Below are 17764 nucleotides of genomic sequence, written 5' to 3' on the forward strand. Positions count from 1 at the left end.
TGAGCTGGAGGCGGGGGAGTGATTATGCGCGATGGCGCGTGCGTTCCAGAGTGATGATCGAGGGTTCGAAGCCCAGCGAGCTGAAAAATTCCGCTGCCCCGGGGCGCCCGGCCCGCAGGACCCAGGTGATCTCGGGGTTGTCGCCCATCACCCAATGCACCAGGGCGCGGCCGATACCACGCCGCTGGTGCTGCTCGGCAACGACCACCATGGACAGGTAACCGTTGGACAGACCGTCGCAGATGCCTCGGGCGAAGCCGACGATCTGCCCCTGCAGAAGGGCGACCGCCGTGCGCTGGGAGTTTGCCAGCAACTGGGCGAAGTATTCGCTGCTGCCCACCCGATGGCCCCAGCCGTTATCGCCGAGAAACTGCCGCAGTGCTTCGCTTTCAGCGGCGTGTGCGTCGCGGATCAGCATGGTGAACTCTCCAATGGGCAAGTACGGGCAGATCGCGCCCCGACTGTGCTCGGGGCCGACCCATGTAGTTGAGTGCTTCGGCCCAGTGGGCATCGTTGTCGCAGCGGCGTGCCGGCTCGACCGTGGGCGACCTGGAGGATACAAGCCTGCCTCGGAAACTGGCAGCCCTCGGTGCCTGAACGCAACCGGCCAAGGGAGCTCTTCGAAACTCGTACGGCTGTTCGCGGCGTTCAGGCATTGGCCACGGATTTGTGGCCAGGGCAACGTGCTGCTCGCCGGCCAATTCCTCCTGGTGTGTTGAAAAAAACGCCGGGAGCAGGTCCGGGGCCTGGAACTTCCGCCGGTATTTGCGGACAAATTCCTCCAGGGCAATGCCCGTCGGAAATTCGGTTTGCAAGCGCTGGCGACAGGCGCTCAGGCCGCTTTCCAGGGCGCCTGAACGCCGTTGCCGGAATGCGCTTGCGCCGCGGCAGTGGTTTTTCTGGAGGCAGGTTTCTTGTTATCGTGGCCTCCCTCTTTCACGGACGAATATCGAGACAGCCCATGGCTAACTCCACCCCGTCACGCTTTGGCAAGATCCTCCAGGGTCTGCTGTTCGCCCTGATCGGCATCGGCCTGTTGGTCATCGCCGTCAATCTCACCCTTGATCGCCGCGAGTTCCTCGCCAGCGCCCAGACCGCCGACGGTATCGTCAGCGATTTGAATGCCGGGGGTTCGCACCCCGAGATCGCCTTCACCAGCAGTACCGGTGAGAAGATTTCCTACCCCCAGGGTGGCTTTATCTTCGGCTACCAGAAGGACCAGCCGGTGCGGGTGTATTACCAGCCCGAGCGGCCGGCCAACAGTGCAATCATCGACGACCCGGCAGCGCTCTGGGCCACCCCGGGTGTGCTCGGCCTGATCGGTCTGGTATTTACCCTGGCCGGCCTGGTGGGTGTCATCAGCCATCGCGGACGAGCCACACAACGAGCAAAAGGACTTTGACCCCATGAACCTCAGCATTCCGATTCCGGTCAACGAAAGTAAATGGCTGTACCAGACCGCCAGCGGCGGCGGCCTGACCGTAGCCCTCGTGGCCGGCGGTGGTGGTTCGATCACCCTGCGTTCGCCTCAGGGCAAGGACGTCAGCTATCGCTACGGCGGCCTGGGGGTGGGCGCCGGCTTTGGTGGGCGCCTGCCGCGTTTCGGCAAGGTCAATATCCAGGTCAAGGGCAAGAGCGTCAGTGGTGCCGGTGCGGCGGAGGCTTTTCCCAGCACCGGCAAGGTCTTTGTCAGCGATGCCCTTCGCAGCCGGGACCTGACCGAGGACGACATCACCGGGCCTTGCTTCTATACCGAGGTCGGTGGTGGACTGGTGGTGGGCGGTTCGGCCACGGCCCTGCTGTTCGGCCTGGACCCCAAGCTACTGGCCCTGGCCGTCGTTTTGGGAAGCAACCCGGCGACCATGATGGCTTCGATCAAGGTCAACGAGCAGCTGCTGCGTTCGGCCAAGGGCGCAGTGGTCATGGCTGGCATGAACGTCGGACCACAGGCCGGTGGCGGCATTGCCACCTACATGGGCTACCTGTTCTAGCCTCGCCCTGAGGCGCGCCGGGAATCACAGGCGCGCCAGGCATTCCTGGAGAATATCCAGGCCCTCCTCGAAGATTTCAGGCTCGGTGGTCAAGGGCGCCAGCAGGCGAATGATGTGCCGCGACTTGCCGCTGGGCATCAGCAGCAGGCCCGCATCCCGGGCGCTGCCTAGCAGCGTGCTCAGTTGCTCTGGCGCCGGTTCGCCCCGGGCATTGACCAACTCGATGCCGCGCATGGCTCCCACCCCCGTCAGACGGCCCAGGAAGGGGCAGAGCCCACTGCTTTTCCAATGCTCATAGCGCTGCACGATCGCCCGCTCCTGGCGCCCGCCCCAGGCCTGCAGGTGCTCGTCGGTCATTTCATCCAGGGTCGCGAGCGCCGCCGCGCAGGCAATCGGGTTGCCCGAGTAGGTGCCCCCCAGGCCGCCCTTGGGCAGCACGTCCAGCAATGCTTTGCGACCCACCACGGCGCCCAGTGGAACCCCGCCGCCAATGCTCTTGCCCAGCAGGATCAGGTCCGGCTCGATGTTCAGGCGGGAGAAGGCAAAACGCTGCCCGGTGCGGCCGAAGCCGGACTGGATCTCGTCGGCGATCAGCAAAATGCCATGTTCATCGCAGAAGCTGCGCAAGGCCCGGGCGAACGTGGCGTCCAGGGCCAGGAAGCCGCCTTCGCCCTGCACCGGTTCGAGGATGAAGCAGGCCACTTCCTCGACATCGATTTCCACACTGAACAGGCGCTGCATGGCCTTCAGCGCTTCGGCGCAGGTGACGCCGTTGTCGGCGCTGGGGTAGGGCAGGTGGTACACAGGCCCGGGTAGTACACCGACCTTCTGCTTGTAGGGCGCCACCTTGCCGTTGAGGTTGAGGGTGGCCAGGGTACGCCCATGGAAGCCTCCGTCAAAGGCGATCACCGCGCTGCGCCCGGTAGCTCCGCGCACGATCTTCAGGGCGTTTTCCGCGGCCTCGGCGCCGCTGTTGGTGAGCATGCCGCTGACCGGGTAACTCACCGGGATGAAGTTCGCCAGGCGCTGCATGAACTCGATGTAGGGCCCGTGAGGCGCGGCATTGAAGGCGTAGTGGGTGAGCCGGGTGGCCTGCTGCTGGATGGCTGAGACTATGCGTGGGTGGCAGTGCCCGAGGTTGAGCACACCGATACCGCCGACAAAGTCGATGTAGCGCTTGCCATCGACGTCCCAGACCTCGGCGTTGCGTCCGTGGCTGAGGCGGATCGGGTGGACGGTGGAGATCGAACGGCTGATGTTCTCGTGGCTCATGGATGCGGGCTCTGGGTGCCGGAAACAAGCCGTTATCTAAGCCGGGGCCGGGGGGCCTGGACAAACGAAATAAAGTCGCCGGGTCAGTATGAAAATTCCCGATGTGCCAAAGCCCTTGTCTCAGTGCTGCTGGGCCTTGTGCCTATTACGCAAATGCCGCACCAGTGCCGCAAGGACCACCAGCGCTATCACCCCGAGGAAGATCGGCAGGCGATAGGGTTTCAGGTCGCCAAGAAAATGCTGCAAGGCTTCGCCGGCCCAGTAACCGGCGCTGACGAACAAGATGGCCCATACCGCAGCCCCCAGCACATTGAGCAGGGCGAAACGCCAGGGTGCCAGGCCACTGGCGCCGATCACCATCGGGCCCACCAGGCGCATGCCGTAGAGAAAGCGCACGGCGAACACCGAAGTCGAGGGGTAACGCTGGATCAGGCCCTGGACCCGTTCGATGGCCGCCTGATGGCGCTTGAGCTTGGGCAGCAGGCGCGCCCCGCCATAGCGCCCGGTCCAGAACAGCAACTGATCGCCGAGGATGCCCCCCAGGGTGGCCCAGCCGATCACTTGCGGCCATTGCAGGCTACCCTGATGCGCCGCCATGCCGCCGAGAATCAACACGGTTTCGCCTTCCAGCAGGCAGCCGATGAAGATCACCCAGTAGCCGTAGGCGGCGATCAGCGCGTTGAGGTCGAGGTGTTCGAGCATGGGCAAGGGCTTCCGCAGGGGGCATGAAAACAAGCCGGGCGATGATCAGGTTACAAATGGCTCTGATTCCTTTCACCGGCACAAGTGCCCGGGATCTTCCAGCGCAGGTACCGCCAGGGCGCCTGCCAGCCCATCAGAACCCAGCGTAGACGCCAGCCTCGGCGGCGGACACGGCTAGACCTACGGATATTGCTTGTGTGGAGCAAACTGGGTTCAGCGGGTATGTGAAAGCCCCTGCGAGTGCAGACTGGATGCGCGAGCAGGATCAGTCGTTATCTGCGTCGGCTTGCTCGGCCCAGGCGGACTTGGACGAGGGATAGCGTACTTCAACCTGGGCGCCGGCTTGAATCAGGGACTCCTGCCAGACACTGAACTGTTGCGGCCAGGCCTGGATCACCTTGAAGGGGACGCTGGTCAGCAAGTTTCTGGCCACGTTGGGGCTTACGCCCATGGCTTGCCTGATCAGCGCGAAGATCTTCGCGGGGTTGGGGCCCACCTCGGTGATCCAGAGTGCTGGATCACTGGAGGCGAGGGGCGGGTAGTCCGCAAGCGGAGCATACTGCCGGGTCAGCACTGCCCTGGCATCGCTATAGCTCAGCGAAGCCAGGGCCCGGGCACTGGCCAGATGTTCATCGCAGAACCACTCGTAGCCATGAGGGTGCCCCGCGCACCCTTGGCCCAGCGGGCGATAATCGGCGAACTGCACCATGCCGCCGCCAGTTCCGGCATGGCACATCTCCGAGGAAAAATCGTTGTGGCACAGGTCGCATACAGGTGGCTTCATCGATCGATCTCTCTGGGCATGCTCGGCCTCTGGGCTGAGGTCACGCAGTCTGCCCCAACACCCACGCCCAGAACATCCCGGCCATGTACAAGCCCAGCCCGAACACCGAATGCGCCATCAGGCTGCGCAGCCGGGCCACATTCGGCTTGGGCATCTTGCTCGCCGCGATCCCGGCGCCCATGCCCGGTTGCATCAGCAGGAACGGCGCAGCCACCGTCAATACGCCGATGATCAGGGCCGGTGCCAGGGTCGGTTGCCGCGCCCACTCCAGGCCGCAGGCCAGCAGCAACAGGGCGGCAAACAGGACGCCGATCAGGTAGTGGGCCAGCCAGCCCAGGGCCCGTTCCCCCGGAACCGTGGCGGCTTGGGCAATGCTCTGGTGCAGGAACTGGCCACGAGGAAAATGCCCGATCCAGCGTCCGACCATGGCCCAGTTGGGGCCAGGAATGTTCAACACTCGCGCCAGAAACAGCGTCCACAAATCAAGGACCAAGGTAGCGCCGACACCGATCAGCAGTGCCGGTAAAATCAACGCCATGAACTCATGCATAAAGACTCCTGGGTATGGATGGCTGCACTTCAGCCTCGGCTATGGGTGTGATAATGTTTCATTCAATTAAGTAATTGAATGATCAATAAAGCAGCAGGAGCTGTCAATGACCGATTCGATTTCCCCTCAACAGCCTCTGGCGGACATGGCCGAGCTGGCACGTATTCTCGGCCATCACCATCGCCTGATCCTGCTGGAGCACATTGCTCGTGGCGAGCAGCCGGTGGAGCGCCTGGTGGAAGCCTCGGGACTCTCGGTGGCCAACACCTCGCAACATTTGCAACAGCTGCGCCGGGGCGGTTTCGTGCAGACCCGGCGCGACGGCAAGCGGGTGCTCTACAGCCTCAGCCAGGGGCCGTTGGCCGCACTTCTGGGGGGCTTGCGCCAATACGTCGATTACAACCACGGGCAGATCCGTGAGCTGCTGGCCGACAGCGAGCAGCAGCCGGGGCGCCTGGAGGGCATCTCCCGGGAAGAGCTGCGCCAACGCCTGCAGGAGGGCGGCATGACCCTGCTGGACGTGCGCTCGCCGCAGGAGTTCGCCCTTGGGCATTTGCCGGGGGCAATCAATATCCCGGTGGAAGAGTTGGAGCAGCGTCTGGCCGAGTTGCCCGCGGGCCAGGAGTTGGTGGCTTACTGCCGCGGGCCCTACTGCGTGCTGTCACACAATGCCGCGGCCTTGCTTCGCGCCAAGGGTTTCAGAGTGCGGCGCCTGGACGACGGTTTCGTCGATTGGCAGGCCGCCGGCCTAGGGGTGGAAACCACCCGGTAAAAGTGTCGCAGAGTCGGCCATACAGGACATTGCCTATAGGGCCATGATCCATATCAACAGGGTTTTCAGAAAAATCCGCTACAAGGGCATCAGGCTCGGACCCACAAGGTATCGAGCCCCGGGCCTGTACCGTGAAGGCCGGGATAACCAATAAAAACCTTTGTGGATATCGGCCGAGGGGACCACCCCAGGCGGATTTTAAAGGAATAACCTGATGGCTTTTTCTCTGTCACGCCTGTGCCTTCTGGGCGCTGCGTTGCTCTGCGTACCCCTACTGCATGCCAGCGAGCCGACCCCGGCAGCGGCGGCCTCCACCCCAGATTCCGAACTGATCCAGCGTGGCCAGTACGTGGCCCAGCTCGGCGACTGCATTGCCTGCCACACCGCCAAGGGCGGGGCCACCATGGCCGGTGGCCTGGAGCTGAAGACGCCCATGGGCACCATCTACTCCAGCAACATCACCCCGGATAAAGACACCGGTATCGGCAGTTACAGCTTCGAAGCATTCGACCGCGCCATGCGCGAAGGCGTAACCCCTGACGGCAGTCATTTGTACCCGGCCATGCCCTATCCGTCCTACGCCAAGATGACCGAAGAGGACATGCGCGCCCTCTACGCCTACCTGATGCACGGGGTGGAACCCGTAGCCCAGGGCAACCTGGAAGCCGACATGGGGTTCCCCTTCAACCAGCGCTGGGGCCTGTGGTTCTGGAACCTGGTGTTCGTCGACAAGCAGCCCTTCAAGCCTGACCCGGCCAAGGACGAACAGCTCAATCGCGGCGCCTACCTGGTCCAGGGCCTGGGCCACTGCGGTTCCTGCCATACCCCGCGGGGCATCGCCTTCCAGGAGAAGGCCATGAGCGACAGCGAATCCGGCGGCCAGCACTACCTGGCCGGCGAGACGGTGGAAGAGTGGCGAGCCCTGAGCCTGCGCAACCTGTGGACCGTGGAGGACACGGTGCAGTTGCTCAAGACCGGGCAGAACCGCTTTGCCACGGTATCCGGCAACATGGCCGACGTGATCCACCACAGCACCCAGCACTTCACCGACGCCGACCTGACGGCGATCGCCGCGTATCTCAAGTCCCTGCCGGCCGGCAAGGACGACTTGCCCATGCCATCGGTGGCCCTGACCCCGGCGGCCCCGCCGAACGACCTGTTCACCTCCCGTGGCGGCCTGGGCTACGCGCAATTCTGTTCCGACTGCCACCGTCAGGACGGCGCTGGTGTGCCGCAGATGTTCCCGTCCCTTGCCGGCAACCCCAGCGTCGCTTCGGCCAACCCGACCTCCTTGCTGCACATCACCCTGACCGGCTGGAAGACCGCCCAGACCGCGGCCCATCCACGGGTCTACACCATGCCCGGCTTTGCCCAGCTGGCCGATGGCGAGATCGCCGAGATCCTCAGTTTTGTCCGCAGCAGCTGGGGCAACAACGGCTCCGCCATCAGCGCCGAGCAAGTGAAGAAGATGCGGGCGCAACTGAGCCCGCAAGTGGAAAGCACCCTGTTCGAAACTCCGCGCCTGGCCAACCTGCTGGCGGCGCCGAATGCCGAGCAAGTGGTGCGTGGCATGCGCCTGCATCTGGAAACCAAGGCCCTGCTGCCGGACAACGTCGGCAACTCGCTGAACTGCACCAGTTGCCACCTCAACGCCGGCACCGTGGCCGACGGTTCACCCTTTGTCGGCGTCTCGGCGTTCTTCCCCGGCTACGCGCCGCGGGCGGGCAAGACCATCACCCTGGAAGAGCGCATCAACGGCTGCTTCCGCCGCTCCATGCACGGCAAGCCGCTGCCGGTGAACGGCGCCGACATGCAAGCCATGGTGGCTTACTTCGAGTGGATGAAAATGAACACCCGCCCAGAAGACAAGGTGGCCGGCCGCGGTGTGGGCAAGATCGACCCGGCCCTCAAGCCCAATGCCGACAATGGCAAGCAGGTGTACGCCAAGCAATGCGCGGTGTGCCACGGCGCCGACGGCGAAGGCCTGAAGCGTGCCGACGGCAGCCTGATCTTCCCGCCGCTGTGGGGCGATCAATCCTTCAACATCGGCGCTGGCATGGCCCGCACCTACACCGCTGCGGCGTTCGTCAAACGCAACATGCCGATTGGCTTCCACGAGAAATTCCCCTTGGGCCAGGGCGGTCTTTCGGATCAGGAGGCGTTGGACGTGGCCGAGTATTTCTCTCACCAACCGCGCCCGGACTTCCCGGACAAGGTCAAGGACTGGCCCAACGGTGGCCGCCCAGCGGACGCCCGTTACTGAGGGCTTGACCCTGTAGTCGCCGCCTTTGGCTGCGGCTACAGGCCCCGCAGAAAAATCTGCCGACGCGCCCTGGCGCCGAGGTAAGATTGCCATCCTTTGCGTCAGCCTTCGCTGTCGGTCCTTCAAGGATGAATCATGCGGCTTCGCTCGATCCTGTTGCTGAGCCTGTCTCTGGGGCTCAGCGGTTGTGCCTTTGTTTCCGCGCTCAAAGCGACCACCGTCAGCTACCGGGTGCCGGCCGATGCCGGTGACACCGCACTGATCCGCATCGTCGCCCAAGGGCTGGTGCGGGGTGTGCCCTACAGCGATTGCATCGACTGGAGCAAGCCTGCGTCGGGGCTGATGGTTCGGCCCCATCGCGGCATCGCCCATCCCAACTTCCGCAACCTGGGCATTCCCATGACCGCCGCCACCGACCGCATGCGGCGCCAGGAGGGCTTTGGCGCCAACGAGCTGAAGATCCCGGCCAATCGCCCGTTCGCCTTCATGTTCTACAACACTGAACCGGGGATGGATAAGGACTACCGCGCCGTTTGCGAGCAAAGCGTGACCTTTGTGCCCGAGGCCGGTGCGACCTACCAGATGGTCTTTCTCCAGGACCAGATGTGCACAGCGATGCTGCGCAAGATCGACGATCAGGGCGAGATACTGCCGGAGCGGGTGCCGCTGCGCCCTACCGATTATTGCAGCGCCGATGCCCGATAGAGCGCGAATCTAGGGCGCATAGTGCTTGCAGATTTCCTCCCAGATATAGGCCCCGCGAAAGCGGATCCAGCGGATGAACACACGGTCGCGAAACGCCTGCCAGCGGCCTTAGCGCCGCCGATGCAGACTGTCCTCGATGTCCTCCGCGCCGGATGAGGCGCTGCGACGGGCTCACCAGCGACGATAGGGTTGGCCGAAGGGAACCCCGTTCAAGGTGTGAGTGCAGCAAGGGCAATTGGGGCTCATGGTGGCTGCGCTCAGCTGGGGATTGACCTTCTGCAGCAGGCCCTGGGTATCGACGTACAGACCGCTGAAATAAGCGCAGCCACTGAGCCCCACGTAATCCTGTTGTTCGTGCTCATGCAGGGCCACCAACCAGAAAATCGGCTCTTCCCGATCCAGCCGGCCTTTCGCTTCGCTGAATACCCCATCCCACGGCTGGCCGACCCGGCTGAGCAGAAAACGGAACAGAGGGGTGTAATCCAGCCCCAGGCGCTTGTCGGAGTGCATGCTGCCGCGTTGCTGTTCCCTGGCCAGGAGGGCCTTGCTGTGGCGCTGTTTGGCGTAGGACGGTGAGTTCTTGTGCCCCACGCCCCGGGTCCGGGTGTTGACCTTGCGATACAACGGTTGTTTTTCCATCGGGCGGGTCCTTCCTGGTGGCCGGCGACAGCGGATTCTATCTCGGCGCAATCATCCGTGTCGGCGCCGTGCCATTGGCATTGTGCTGATAGATCGCCACGGGCTGCCCCTGCTCATTGAAAAACACCTGGCCGATCCCCGACGAGTTCCACAGCCGCTCCCCGGCCTCGGCATGCTCGGGCACATGGGGCATCACCTTCATCCGCCGGCGCTTGGTGAACCAGTTCAACGGCGAGCGCGGCGAGTAGAGCCAACGGTTGAGGCGGTCGAACCATTCCAGCAGGGCGGCGGGGAATTCGTTCTTGATGCCGCTGCTGGTGATCTGCCAGATCCGCGGGCCGCCCTGGCGGTGGCGGATCAGCACTTCGTAGACGAAGGAGTAATGCACATCCCCCGAGAGAATCACGTAGCTGCCCGGGGTTCGCGAGTGGCGGAAGATGTTCAGGATCACCTGGGCGGAACCGCGATGGGCCATCCAGTTTTCCGCGTCCACCAGCAGCGGGTAGCCGCACCAACTGAAGACCTTCTGCACCGTTTCGATCAGCTTGACGCCGAAGATCGGCGCCGGTGAAACGATGATCGCCGAGGGGTGATCCAGCAGTTCATGTTGCAGTTCGCTCAGGGCTTCCCAGTCCAGCAGGCCGGAAGGCTGGCCCAGGTTGGACTCGCTGCGCCAGCGCCGGGTGCGGGTGTCCAGCACCACCAGGGCCGGGGTGCTGGGCAATACGTATTGCCATTGTTCAAAGCGCAGCAACTGGTCGATCAGATCGTCCTGGGGCTGACGTTGCAGCAGGTGTTCCGAGGCTTGTGCCGTGGCGCTCAAGGCCCGAGTGTGTTCCAGCAGCTGGGCGAAGGCATCCGGGTTGTTGCCCCAGCCCTGGCACAGCATGTAAGCCAGCAGCGCGTTGCCGATGATGCGCTTGGAGAAGGGGTGACCGTAGGCGGTTTCTTCCCATTGGGCGCTGAGGTTCCAGTCGTCGGTGATGTCGTGGTCGTCGAAGATCATCAGGCACGACAGGTGGGCAAAGACCCGCGCGGCACCCTTCAGGCCCTGGACAAACTCGTCGATGCGCTGCTGTTCCCGGGTGTAGCGCGTTTGCTGTTCCGGCGTCAGTTGCGGCGGCTGTGGCGTGATCAGGGTCCAGGGCAGCGGCGACCAGACCAGCAGGTACATGGCCAGCACCTCGGCGAACGTCACCAGGTGGTTGTCAGCGTTGCTGCTGGTGAAGATCGGCTTTTTCACTCCACCGAAAAACCGCTCGCGCAGGGTTTCATTGCTCTTCAACGCCGGGAGCAATTCGGCCCGCTGGTAGTAGCTGGCGCCATGGCGGTACAACGCCTGACTGTCGGCCACTACGGCGCCTTCCAGTTGTTCATCGAACAGCCCGAGGCGCTCGATCAGGGCGTGAATGGCCCGCAGCATGGGGCCGGCCACATCGTCGGCGTACACCTGATCGCCGCTCATCATCAGCAAGGCCGGGCGTTGTGCAGGCTCGGGGTGTTGCGCCAGCAGGCGGTCGACGCAGAGCAAGCCGTCAGCGGACGGGTGATGGGGCTTGCGGCAGGAGCCGTGGAGCAGGTTGTCGATGCGGCTGTGGAGCACGAACTCAGGGGACCCGGCATCGCCATACAACAGGTGCGGCGCCCAATCGGCAATAGCCCGGGCGCTGTCGTCGGCATCGTTGATCAGCAGGTCATAGGCGATCGTCACGTCCAGGGGCAGGGCGTCGTCCAGTGCCACATCGATCAGATGGATGAAGGCATGGCGACCGACGGGAATGACCTGGCATTGCTGCGGGTCGAGGGCCAGATCCAGGGTCGCGCTGCCAGCGGGCTGCAGGCGCAGGGTCAGCGCCAACGCCCTGGAGCCCACCAGCCACAGCACCAGCCGCGTCGGCTCCAGGCGGCGCAGCAACGGGCCGGCGAGAACAGGAGGCAGGGCAGTGGGGGGCGTGGTCGGGAGCATCTGCTGCGGGATCTCTGGCGGTTGCAAAGGGGGCGAAATGGTAGCGCAGCCGATGTCGAAGAAACGTCGGTTGCGCGGGCTGGAGCAAGGCTTTTGTATCCGATTATTTATGGGCGTTGGCCCGCATTGCCCGCAAGCTGTTGTACCTGATGATCCATGGCGTCCTGGCGAATCTGCGCCAGCATCCAGTCGATAAACACCTGGGCTTCGGGGGCCGCATCACTGGCCAGCGCGTAGTAATAGCGGGTCAGGGGCTGGCGCAGGTCCGGCAAGGGGCAGATCAGGCGGCCGCTGGCCAGGTCCTTGGCCAGCAACGAGGCCGGGCACAGCGCCAGGCCCAGCCCGTCGACGCAGGCCTGGAGCACGAAGTGCATATGGTCGAAATGCAAGGTCGGCGAGGTGCGCAGCGGTTTCAGGCCGCAGTGCTCCAGCCACTTCTGCCAGTCGCTGGCGCGGGTGCGGCTGACCAGCAAGGTATGTCGCGACAGATCATCGGGGCTGTTCAGTGCTGTGCTGTGCAACAGCGACGGCGCTGCCACCACCAGGATTTCGTCTTCCAGCAGGCGTTGGGGTTGCAGCGTGGTTGCCCAGCCGGAGCGGCCACGGCGAATCACCAGGTCGAAGGTTTCCTTGGCGGGGTCGGGGAGCAGGGTGCTGGTCACCACCTCCGGCTGGATCTGCGGGTACAGCGCCATGAACTGCGGCAAGCGGGGAATCAGCCAGCGCACCGCGAAGGACGGCCGCACATTGATGGTGACCTTGCGCAGGGCCGCGCCGCGGCGCAGGGAGGCGGCGGCATTGGCGATCTGGGCCAGGGCCACGCTGACCTGCTCATGGAAGGCTTGCCCGGCAGGGGTGAGCACCGACTGGCGGATGCGCCGCTCGAACAGCAGCACCCCCAGGTGCTCTTCCAGCAACTTGATATGGCGGCTCACCGCGCTGTGGCTCACATGCAGTTCTTCGGCGGCGCGGCTGAAACTCTCGTGGCGAGCAGCGGCGGCAAAGGCGCGGACGGCGTTCAGGGGCGGCAGGTCAGTGATCATGTGTCTAATTTAGTCACATGTATGGCGCAATTAAAGCGTTTGTCAGTGCCGCAACAGAAGGTCACGCTGAACGCCGTTCATGACCTGCCGGTTTGCCTGCCATGCCCGATACCCACGCCCGCACCACCGACAAGGCTTCCGCCCGCGCCGCCTCGATCCTCGGCCTGTGCCTGCCCGGCGACACCTTGCTCTACCTGTTGCTGCCCATGCAGCACGAGGCCTTCGGCGTGACTCTGGCCGAAGCCGGCCTGTTGCTGGCAGCCAACCGCCTGGTGCGGATCTTCGGCTATAGCCATGTGATGCGCTTCTACGCCCGCCGCGGTGATCGCCCGGTCTGCGTGCTGGCCGCCGCCACCGCCGCCCTCTGCGCCCTGGGTTACGCCACCTTGTCCGGTTTCTGGTGGCTGCTGCTGTTGCGCCTGGGCTGGGGCCTGACCTACGCGGCCCTCAACCTTTCAACCCAGGTCATGGCCACCGCCGAGCCCACGGGCGCCGCCCGCCGCACCGGCCGCTCCCGGGCGCTGATCGCCACCGGGCCGATGCTGGCCTTGCCCCTGGGCGCGCTGGTCAGCGTCGAATATGGCCCGCGAGTGATCTTCCTTCTTATGGCCCTGACGTCGCTGGTCGCCCTGCTCCTGGCCTTCGGCCTGCCGAGCAAACCCCATCCACTGGCCAGTTCCAGCCGCCGTTTTCAGCGCCCCGACAGCGTGGCGCTGTGGTCCTTTATCGAAGGGCTGGTGCTGGATGGTCTGTTCATCATTGGCCTGTCGCTGCAGGCCGAGCAGCTGATGGCGGGCAACGCGGTACTGGTGGCGGGCGGGCTTCTGGCCCTGCGCTACGTTTCGGAAATGCTCCTGAGCCCCCTGGGCGGCCTCGCTGCACAACGCTGGGGCGCAACACGGATGTTGATCGTCTTCTCCCTGCTGACCTCTGTGGCCCTGGTGGGCTTTGGTTGCCATTGGCTGATTGTCGGCGGCGCCCTGGTGCTGGTGTTGCGGGCCCTGCAATTGCCGCTGGTGGTCACGGTGGTTGCACAGCGGCATCCGGGGACGGGCAGGGTGCGGGCCCTGGCGGCCAATGCGGTGTGGCGGGATATCGGCGCCGGGGTCGGGCCCTTGATCGCCGGCTTGCTGCTGCCGGTGGCGTCCACGGTGTGGGTGTATTCGCTGGCGGCGGGGTGTCTGGCGGTGAGTGCGTTGGCGTGTCGAGAGGTTGGTGTTCGTGGGGAGGCGGGCAGACAGGCGTCTGCCGAAGAGACTTAGGGGCGCCTCTGTGGCCACGGCCAGTCAGATCAGTTAGCGGAGTTCTGTAGGGGCGAGCTTGCGCGCGATCGTCACGAGCAAGCTCGCCCCTACAGGCCTCAGGCCGAGGCCTTGTGTTCTTCTCCGCGTTCAATGCTCTGCGGCTGGCCCTGCTCGATCACCCAGCGCAGCAGGTCGGTCACCGACACCCGATGCTTGCGCTCCACCCACTCCATGCCCTCGGGGCTGTAGTGCTCGCTGTAGCGGGTCAGCACCAGGTGATTCTGGTCTTCAGACATGCGCAGGCTGACTTCGCGGCAATGCAGGCTGGCGTTGTCGAGCTTGGTCACGCGTTGCAGCAGCATCAGGGCGTGTTGTTCGCAGGTGGGCACGGGCAGCTCCTTTGCGGCAAGAGGGGCTGGGGCCGAGGCGGGTTTGAGCAGGCGCATGGTCAGGGTTCTCCAGCAAGGGGAAGCCGATGCTGGCAGGTGAACCTTGCGCAAAGATGTCTGCTTTATTGCGTGGCTGAAGGTTTGTTACCACGTTGAAATATATGACGGGCCGCGCCGAATGGTTTTAGATATCGGCTCTTTCCGACCTTGAGTGATGCCTGCTGGTGAGCCGTCTTTTGATCGTGGACGACGACATTGAAGTCCTCGCTCTGCTGAAGAAATTTTTTGTCCAACAGGGCTACCAGGTGGCCGTGGCCACCGATGGCGCTTCGCTGTGGGCGGCTCTGGAGCGGGAGGTGCCGGACCTGATCATCCTCGACCTGATGCTCCCCGGCGACAACGGCCTGACCCTGTGCCAGCGCTTGCGCCAGCAGCACGCCACGCCGGTGATCATGCTCACCGCCATGGGCGAGTTGAGCGACCGGGTGGTGGGCCTGGAGATGGGCGCCGACGATTACCTGAGCAAGCCCTTCGATGCCCGCGAACTGCTGGCCCGTGTGCGGGCGGTGCTGCGCCGGGCCGGGGAGAACCGGCCGGCGAGCGCGGACGTGCCGCGGCCCCTGATCAAGTTCGCCGACTGGCAGCTGGACCTGACTCGCCGTGAGCTGCGCTCGCCGGACCAGGTGATGATTCCGCTGTCGGCGGGGGAGTTCGACCTGCTGTTGGTGTTTGTCGAGCATCCGCAGCGCATCCTCACCCGCGAGCAGTTGCTGGACCTGGCCCGGGGCCAGGCCCATGACGCCTTCGATCGCAGCATCGATGTCCAGGTCAGCCGCCTGCGGCGCAAGCTGGAGTTCGACACCAAGCGCCCGGCAATGATTCGCACGGTACGCAACGGCGGCTATCTGTTCACCCCCAGCGTGACCCGCCAGTGAAGCTGATCAAGCCCTTGTGGCGTTATCGCCTGCGCGACACCGTGGCGCGCTGGATCGCCCTGACCATCATCATGGCCATGCTCACGGCCCTGGCGTTCAATGCGCTGTTCGTGCAGTTGGCCGGGGTCTGGGCTTATCCGCCACTGGCGGAAACCGGGTTGCTGGAGAAGTCCGCGGCCATCGTGCGCATGGTCGAGGCCTCGGAGCCGGGCCAGCGCTCGCGGTTGGCGGCTTCGGTCAGCACCGATCACCTGAGCATTGTCTGGCAGGCGACACGGCAGGGCCTGGATCTGCCGCTGCTGGAAGACTCCGAATACCGCGACGGCTCCGAGGCGTTTCGCGCCTTGCTCGGCCCACCGCAGCGGCATATCGAGGCCTATCAGCCCAGCGACTGGCGAAGCGACCAAGGTCGCTACGCGCTGCTGGTGCAGTTGAGCGACCAAAGCTGGCTGATGTTTTCTTCGGCGTCACGCAGTTGGGGGCTGGAGGAGGGCACGCGCAACCTGATCGTAATTGCCCTGGTGCTGATTTCCACCGGCCTGGTGGCCTTGATTGCCACTCGCCGGCTGGCCAAGCCGCTGCAGCAGTTCGCCCAGGGCGCCCGGCGCTTTGCCGTGGACTTTCGCGCGCCGCCCATCGATCCGGTGGGGCCCCACGAGATCCGTCAGGCGATTCTTGCCTTCAACGCCATGCAGGCGCAGTTGCAGCACTTCATCAAGGACCGCACCCAGATGCTCGCGGCCATCTCCCATGACCTGCGCACACCGCTGACCCGCATGCGCCTGCGCGGTGAGTTCATCGAGGATGCCGACCAGCAGCAGCGCCTGTTCCGCGATGTGGACGAGATGCAGGCGATGATCAATTCGGCCCTGGAGTTCTTCCGCGACGATGCGCGGCTGGAGCAGGCCACCCATTTCGACCTGGCCGAACTGTTGCAGACCCTGGTGGACGACTACCGCGACCAGTCCATGGAAATCCTCTTCACCGGGCCGCCGCGTCTGGTGTATTGCGGCCGGCCCCTGGGGCTCAAGCGGGTGATGACCAACCTGCTGGACAACGCGCTCAAGTACGGTGCGCAGCCAGCCATCGTGCTGGAACAGGGGGCGGATCAGGTGCGGGTACGCGTGCTCGATCGTGGCCCGGGGATTCCACCCGAGGCTCTGGAACAGGTGTTTGCACCATTCTTCCGGCTGGAGAGCTCGCGCAACAAGAGCACCGGCGGCGTGGGCCTGGGGCTGTCGGCAGCACGGGCCATTGTCCGCGAACACGGCGGCGAGTTGCGGCTGTTCAATCGTGAAGGCGGTGGGCTGGAGGCGCGGGTGGAGTTGCCGCTGTAGCCGCTGCCGCAGTTGAGGGCTTGCGTCAGAGCTCCATTGCCTCCGGCCCTGGCCCGCTGGGCTTTTTTTCAAGCTGCCCGTAGCGTGACTTGCGCCATCCTGCATTTGCAGGATGGTTTCTGCCCTGGTGCGCCGGGATACTCGATCAGGCATTACCGCGCCCCTGGGCGCACCCTCGCCGAAACCGATAACAACAAGAACGGTGGGCACTATGAACGCAACCCTGGTCGTCCGGAACGCGCCTGCCGCCTGGACATTGATCGATCCGCCTGTGCAGTACCTGGCCCCGGGCCAAGGTTCTGAACATCACGTCTTCCGCTGTTCGTCCACTGGCATGCGCCAGACATCACGGCCTCAAGCGCCGCCCTGAGTTTGTCCTTCCTGCAATCGCACTTCTCTGTCTGTGGCCTCTGTCGCGGGCCGCTATTGCTCGTCCCAAAGAAAGGATCTGCTTCATGACTGGTAAACCTTTAGCCATGCTGGGCGCTATTTTGCTGATCGTCAGTCTTGGCACTCATGCGGCGCAGCCGCCGGTGCAGCCCTACCTGGCGCCTCAGGCGCTGGATCTGGCGGCCTTCCTGCCTCCACCACCACTTGCCGGCAGCTCCGAGGACCGCCAGGACCTGGAGACCGTACTGCTGGTCCAGGGCCAACGCACGCCGCAGCAGGTGGCGCAGGCCAAACGCGACGATCATCTGAGCGACGCGGTATTTCCCTTTGCCGGGGAGATTTTCGGGCCGCAGTTCACTCTCGACCGGCACCCGCTGACTGCGCAGTTCTTCCGCCGCACCCTCAAGGACCTGGTGCAGACCCTGATGCCTGCCAAGGCCCATTTCGCCCGCCCCCGGCCTTATGAGCTGAGCGCCGAGGTAAAGCCGGTGCTGGCGCCGCCGATGGGCGAGTCCTACCCCAGCGGGCACACCATGGATGCCTACCTGAGCGCCATTCTCCTGGCGCGGATGGTCCCGGAAAAGCGTGACGAGCTGTTTGCACGGGCCGCTGCCGCGGGGCAAAGCCGAGTGGTGGCCGGGGTGCATTACCCCACGGACCTTGAAGGGGGGCGGATCTCGGCGGTGGCCCTGGCCGTCGAGCTGTTGCACAACCCTGAGGCCCTTGACGACTTCAACCGGGCCCGGCGCGAACTGCGCGCCACCCTGGCCCTGGATTGACCT

The 17764-nt window shown here is 64.5% G+C and carries 18 protein-coding genes; 9 read left to right on the forward strand and 9 right to left on the reverse strand.

What is annotated here, in order from left to right; translation table 11 throughout:
• Positions 1 to 22: 22 nt before the first annotated feature.
• Complete coding sequence (locus M2395_RS19150) at positions 23 to 418, reverse strand: GNAT family N-acetyltransferase (RefSeq protein WP_053159982.1); 396 nt, start codon at positions 416 to 418, stop codon at positions 23 to 25.
• Between the two features lie 543 nt (positions 419 to 961).
• On the opposite strand from M2395_RS19150, the gene M2395_RS19155 reads away from it, so the two are divergent.
• Complete coding sequence (locus M2395_RS19155) at positions 962 to 1402, forward strand: DUF3592 domain-containing protein (RefSeq protein ID WP_233447092.1); 441 nt, start codon at positions 962 to 964, stop codon at positions 1400 to 1402.
• Positions 1403 to 1406: 4 nt separating this feature from the next.
• The gene (locus M2395_RS19160) at positions 1407 to 1991 is read left to right on the forward strand and encodes a hypothetical protein (protein WP_015636901.1); all 585 of its coding nucleotides are present in this window, start codon (positions 1407 to 1409) and stop codon (positions 1989 to 1991) included.
• Positions 1992 to 2015: 24 nt separating this feature from the next.
• On the opposite strand, the gene M2395_RS19165 is transcribed toward M2395_RS19160, so the two are convergent.
• From M2395_RS19165 to M2395_RS19180, 4 genes are all read right to left on the reverse strand, one after another.
• On the reverse strand, positions 2016 to 3263 hold the full coding sequence (locus tag M2395_RS19165) for an aspartate aminotransferase family protein (protein ID WP_123431385.1): 1248 nt from the start codon (positions 3261 to 3263) through the stop codon (positions 2016 to 2018).
• Positions 3264 to 3383: 120 nt separating this feature from the next.
• Positions 3384 to 3965 (reverse strand): DedA family protein, encoded by a 582-nt coding sequence (locus tag M2395_RS19170; RefSeq protein WP_011063258.1) that lies wholly within the window; start codon positions 3963 to 3965, stop codon positions 3384 to 3386.
• 265 nt (positions 3966 to 4230) lie between these two features.
• Positions 4231 to 4749: a hypothetical protein gene (locus tag M2395_RS19175; RefSeq protein WP_053153667.1), complete on the reverse strand. Its 519-nt coding sequence runs from the start codon at positions 4747 to 4749 to the stop codon at positions 4231 to 4233.
• 40 nt (positions 4750 to 4789) lie between these two features.
• A complete protein-coding gene (locus M2395_RS19180) occupies positions 4790 to 5299 on the reverse strand; it encodes a DUF2938 domain-containing protein (RefSeq protein WP_019094249.1) in 510 nt (169 codons plus the stop codon).
• Positions 5300 to 5405: 106 nt separating this feature from the next.
• On the opposite strand from M2395_RS19180, the gene M2395_RS19185 reads away from it, so the two are divergent.
• The 3 genes from M2395_RS19185 to M2395_RS19195 all read left to right on the forward strand — a co-directional run bounded on the left by M2395_RS19185 (position 5406) and on the right by M2395_RS19195 (position 9039).
• Positions 5406 to 6071 (forward strand): metalloregulator ArsR/SmtB family transcription factor, encoded by a 666-nt coding sequence (locus M2395_RS19185; protein ID WP_015636898.1) that lies wholly within the window; start codon positions 5406 to 5408, stop codon positions 6069 to 6071.
• 214 nt (positions 6072 to 6285) lie between these two features.
• Entirely contained in the window at positions 6286 to 8334 is a 2049-nt protein-coding gene (locus tag M2395_RS19190; protein ID WP_015636897.1) for a c-type cytochrome, read from the forward strand.
• A gap of 135 nt (positions 8335 to 8469) precedes the next feature.
• On the forward strand, positions 8470 to 9039 hold the full coding sequence (locus M2395_RS19195; RefSeq protein WP_123431384.1) for a hypothetical protein: 570 nt from the start codon (positions 8470 to 8472) through the stop codon (positions 9037 to 9039).
• A 171-nt stretch (positions 9040 to 9210) separates the two neighbouring features.
• On the opposite strand, the gene M2395_RS19200 is transcribed toward M2395_RS19195, so the two are convergent.
• From M2395_RS19200 to gcvA, 3 genes are all read right to left on the reverse strand, one after another.
• Positions 9211 to 9678, reverse strand: coding sequence for a hypothetical protein (locus M2395_RS19200; protein ID WP_015636894.1), 468 nt, complete (start codon positions 9676 to 9678; stop codon positions 9211 to 9213).
• Between the two features lie 37 nt (positions 9679 to 9715).
• The gene (locus tag M2395_RS19205) at positions 9716 to 11644 is read right to left on the reverse strand and encodes an alkaline phosphatase D family protein (protein WP_123431383.1); all 1929 of its coding nucleotides are present in this window, start codon (positions 11642 to 11644) and stop codon (positions 9716 to 9718) included.
• A 107-nt stretch (positions 11645 to 11751) separates the two neighbouring features.
• Positions 11752 to 12687, reverse strand: a complete 936-nt coding sequence (gcvA, locus tag M2395_RS19210) for a transcriptional regulator GcvA (protein WP_123431382.1) — start codon at positions 12685 to 12687, stop codon at positions 11752 to 11754.
• Between the two features lie 101 nt (positions 12688 to 12788).
• Here gcvA and M2395_RS19215 point away from each other — a divergent pair, with 101 nt between their 5' ends.
• Positions 12789 to 13949, forward strand: a complete 1161-nt coding sequence (locus tag M2395_RS19215) for an MFS transporter (protein WP_123431381.1) — start codon at positions 12789 to 12791, stop codon at positions 13947 to 13949.
• A gap of 98 nt (positions 13950 to 14047) precedes the next feature.
• Here the strand turns inward: M2395_RS19215 and M2395_RS19220 are convergent, their stop codons facing one another.
• The gene (locus M2395_RS19220) at positions 14048 to 14377 is read right to left on the reverse strand and encodes a hypothetical protein (RefSeq protein ID WP_015636890.1); all 330 of its coding nucleotides are present in this window, start codon (positions 14375 to 14377) and stop codon (positions 14048 to 14050) included.
• Between the two features lie 167 nt (positions 14378 to 14544).
• Between M2395_RS19220 and M2395_RS19225 the strand changes: the two genes are divergently transcribed.
• From M2395_RS19225 to M2395_RS19235, 3 genes are all read left to right on the forward strand, one after another.
• Positions 14545 to 15255, forward strand: a complete 711-nt coding sequence (locus M2395_RS19225) for a response regulator (RefSeq protein ID WP_093408324.1) — start codon at positions 14545 to 14547, stop codon at positions 15253 to 15255.
• A complete protein-coding gene (locus tag M2395_RS19230) occupies positions 15252 to 16592 on the forward strand; it encodes an ATP-binding protein (protein ID WP_019094255.1) in 1341 nt (446 codons plus the stop codon). Before M2395_RS19225 ends, M2395_RS19230 begins: the two co-directional genes overlap by 4 nt.
• 455 nt (positions 16593 to 17047) lie before the next feature.
• On the forward strand, positions 17048 to 17761 hold the full coding sequence (locus tag M2395_RS19235) for a phosphatase PAP2 family protein (protein WP_053159966.1): 714 nt from the start codon (positions 17048 to 17050) through the stop codon (positions 17759 to 17761).
• Positions 17762 to 17764: the final 3 nt, after the last annotated feature.

The sequence above is a fragment of the Pseudomonas sp. BIGb0176 genome (genome assembly GCF_024810175.1).
GTDB lineage: Bacteria > Pseudomonadota > Gammaproteobacteria > Pseudomonadales > Pseudomonadaceae > Aquipseudomonas > Aquipseudomonas protegens.

What these genes read in the sequence shown, in the direction of transcription:
- M2395_RS19175 (WP_053153667.1), bottom strand. Translation starts at nt 4,749, where the DNA reads ATGAAGCCACCTGTATGCGACCTGTGCCACAACGATTTTTCCTCGGAG.
- M2395_RS19205 (WP_123431383.1), bottom strand. Translation starts at nt 11,644, where the DNA reads ATGCTCCCGACCACGCCCCCCACTGCCCTGCCTCCTGTTCTCGCCGGC.
- M2395_RS19235 (WP_053159966.1), top strand. Translation starts at nt 17,048, where the DNA reads ATGACTGGTAAACCTTTAGCCATGCTGGGCGCTATTTTGCTGATCGTC.
- M2395_RS19155 (WP_233447092.1), top strand. Translation starts at nt 962, where the DNA reads ATGGCTAACTCCACCCCGTCACGCTTTGGCAAGATCCTCCAGGGTCTG.
- M2395_RS19150 (WP_053159982.1), bottom strand. Translation starts at nt 418, where the DNA reads ATGCTGATCCGCGACGCACACGCCGCTGAAAGCGAAGCACTGCGGCAG.
- M2395_RS19200 (WP_015636894.1), bottom strand. Translation starts at nt 9,678, where the DNA reads ATGGAAAAACAACCGTTGTATCGCAAGGTCAACACCCGGACCCGGGGC.
- M2395_RS19190 (WP_015636897.1), top strand. Translation starts at nt 6,286, where the DNA reads ATGGCTTTTTCTCTGTCACGCCTGTGCCTTCTGGGCGCTGCGTTGCTC.
- M2395_RS19215 (WP_123431381.1), top strand. Translation starts at nt 12,789, where the DNA reads ATGCCCGATACCCACGCCCGCACCACCGACAAGGCTTCCGCCCGCGCC.
- M2395_RS19185 (WP_015636898.1), top strand. Translation starts at nt 5,406, where the DNA reads ATGACCGATTCGATTTCCCCTCAACAGCCTCTGGCGGACATGGCCGAG.
- M2395_RS19165 (WP_123431385.1), bottom strand. Translation starts at nt 3,263, where the DNA reads ATGAGCCACGAGAACATCAGCCGTTCGATCTCCACCGTCCACCCGATC.
- M2395_RS19170 (WP_011063258.1), bottom strand. Translation starts at nt 3,965, where the DNA reads ATGCTCGAACACCTCGACCTCAACGCGCTGATCGCCGCCTACGGCTAC.
- M2395_RS19160 (WP_015636901.1), top strand. Translation starts at nt 1,407, where the DNA reads ATGAACCTCAGCATTCCGATTCCGGTCAACGAAAGTAAATGGCTGTAC.
- M2395_RS19180 (WP_019094249.1), bottom strand. Translation starts at nt 5,299, where the DNA reads ATGCATGAGTTCATGGCGTTGATTTTACCGGCACTGCTGATCGGTGTC.
- M2395_RS19195 (WP_123431384.1), top strand. Translation starts at nt 8,470, where the DNA reads ATGCGGCTTCGCTCGATCCTGTTGCTGAGCCTGTCTCTGGGGCTCAGC.
- M2395_RS19220 (WP_015636890.1), bottom strand. Translation starts at nt 14,377, where the DNA reads ATGCGCCTGCTCAAACCCGCCTCGGCCCCAGCCCCTCTTGCCGCAAAG.
- gcvA (WP_123431382.1), bottom strand. Translation starts at nt 12,687, where the DNA reads ATGATCACTGACCTGCCGCCCCTGAACGCCGTCCGCGCCTTTGCCGCC.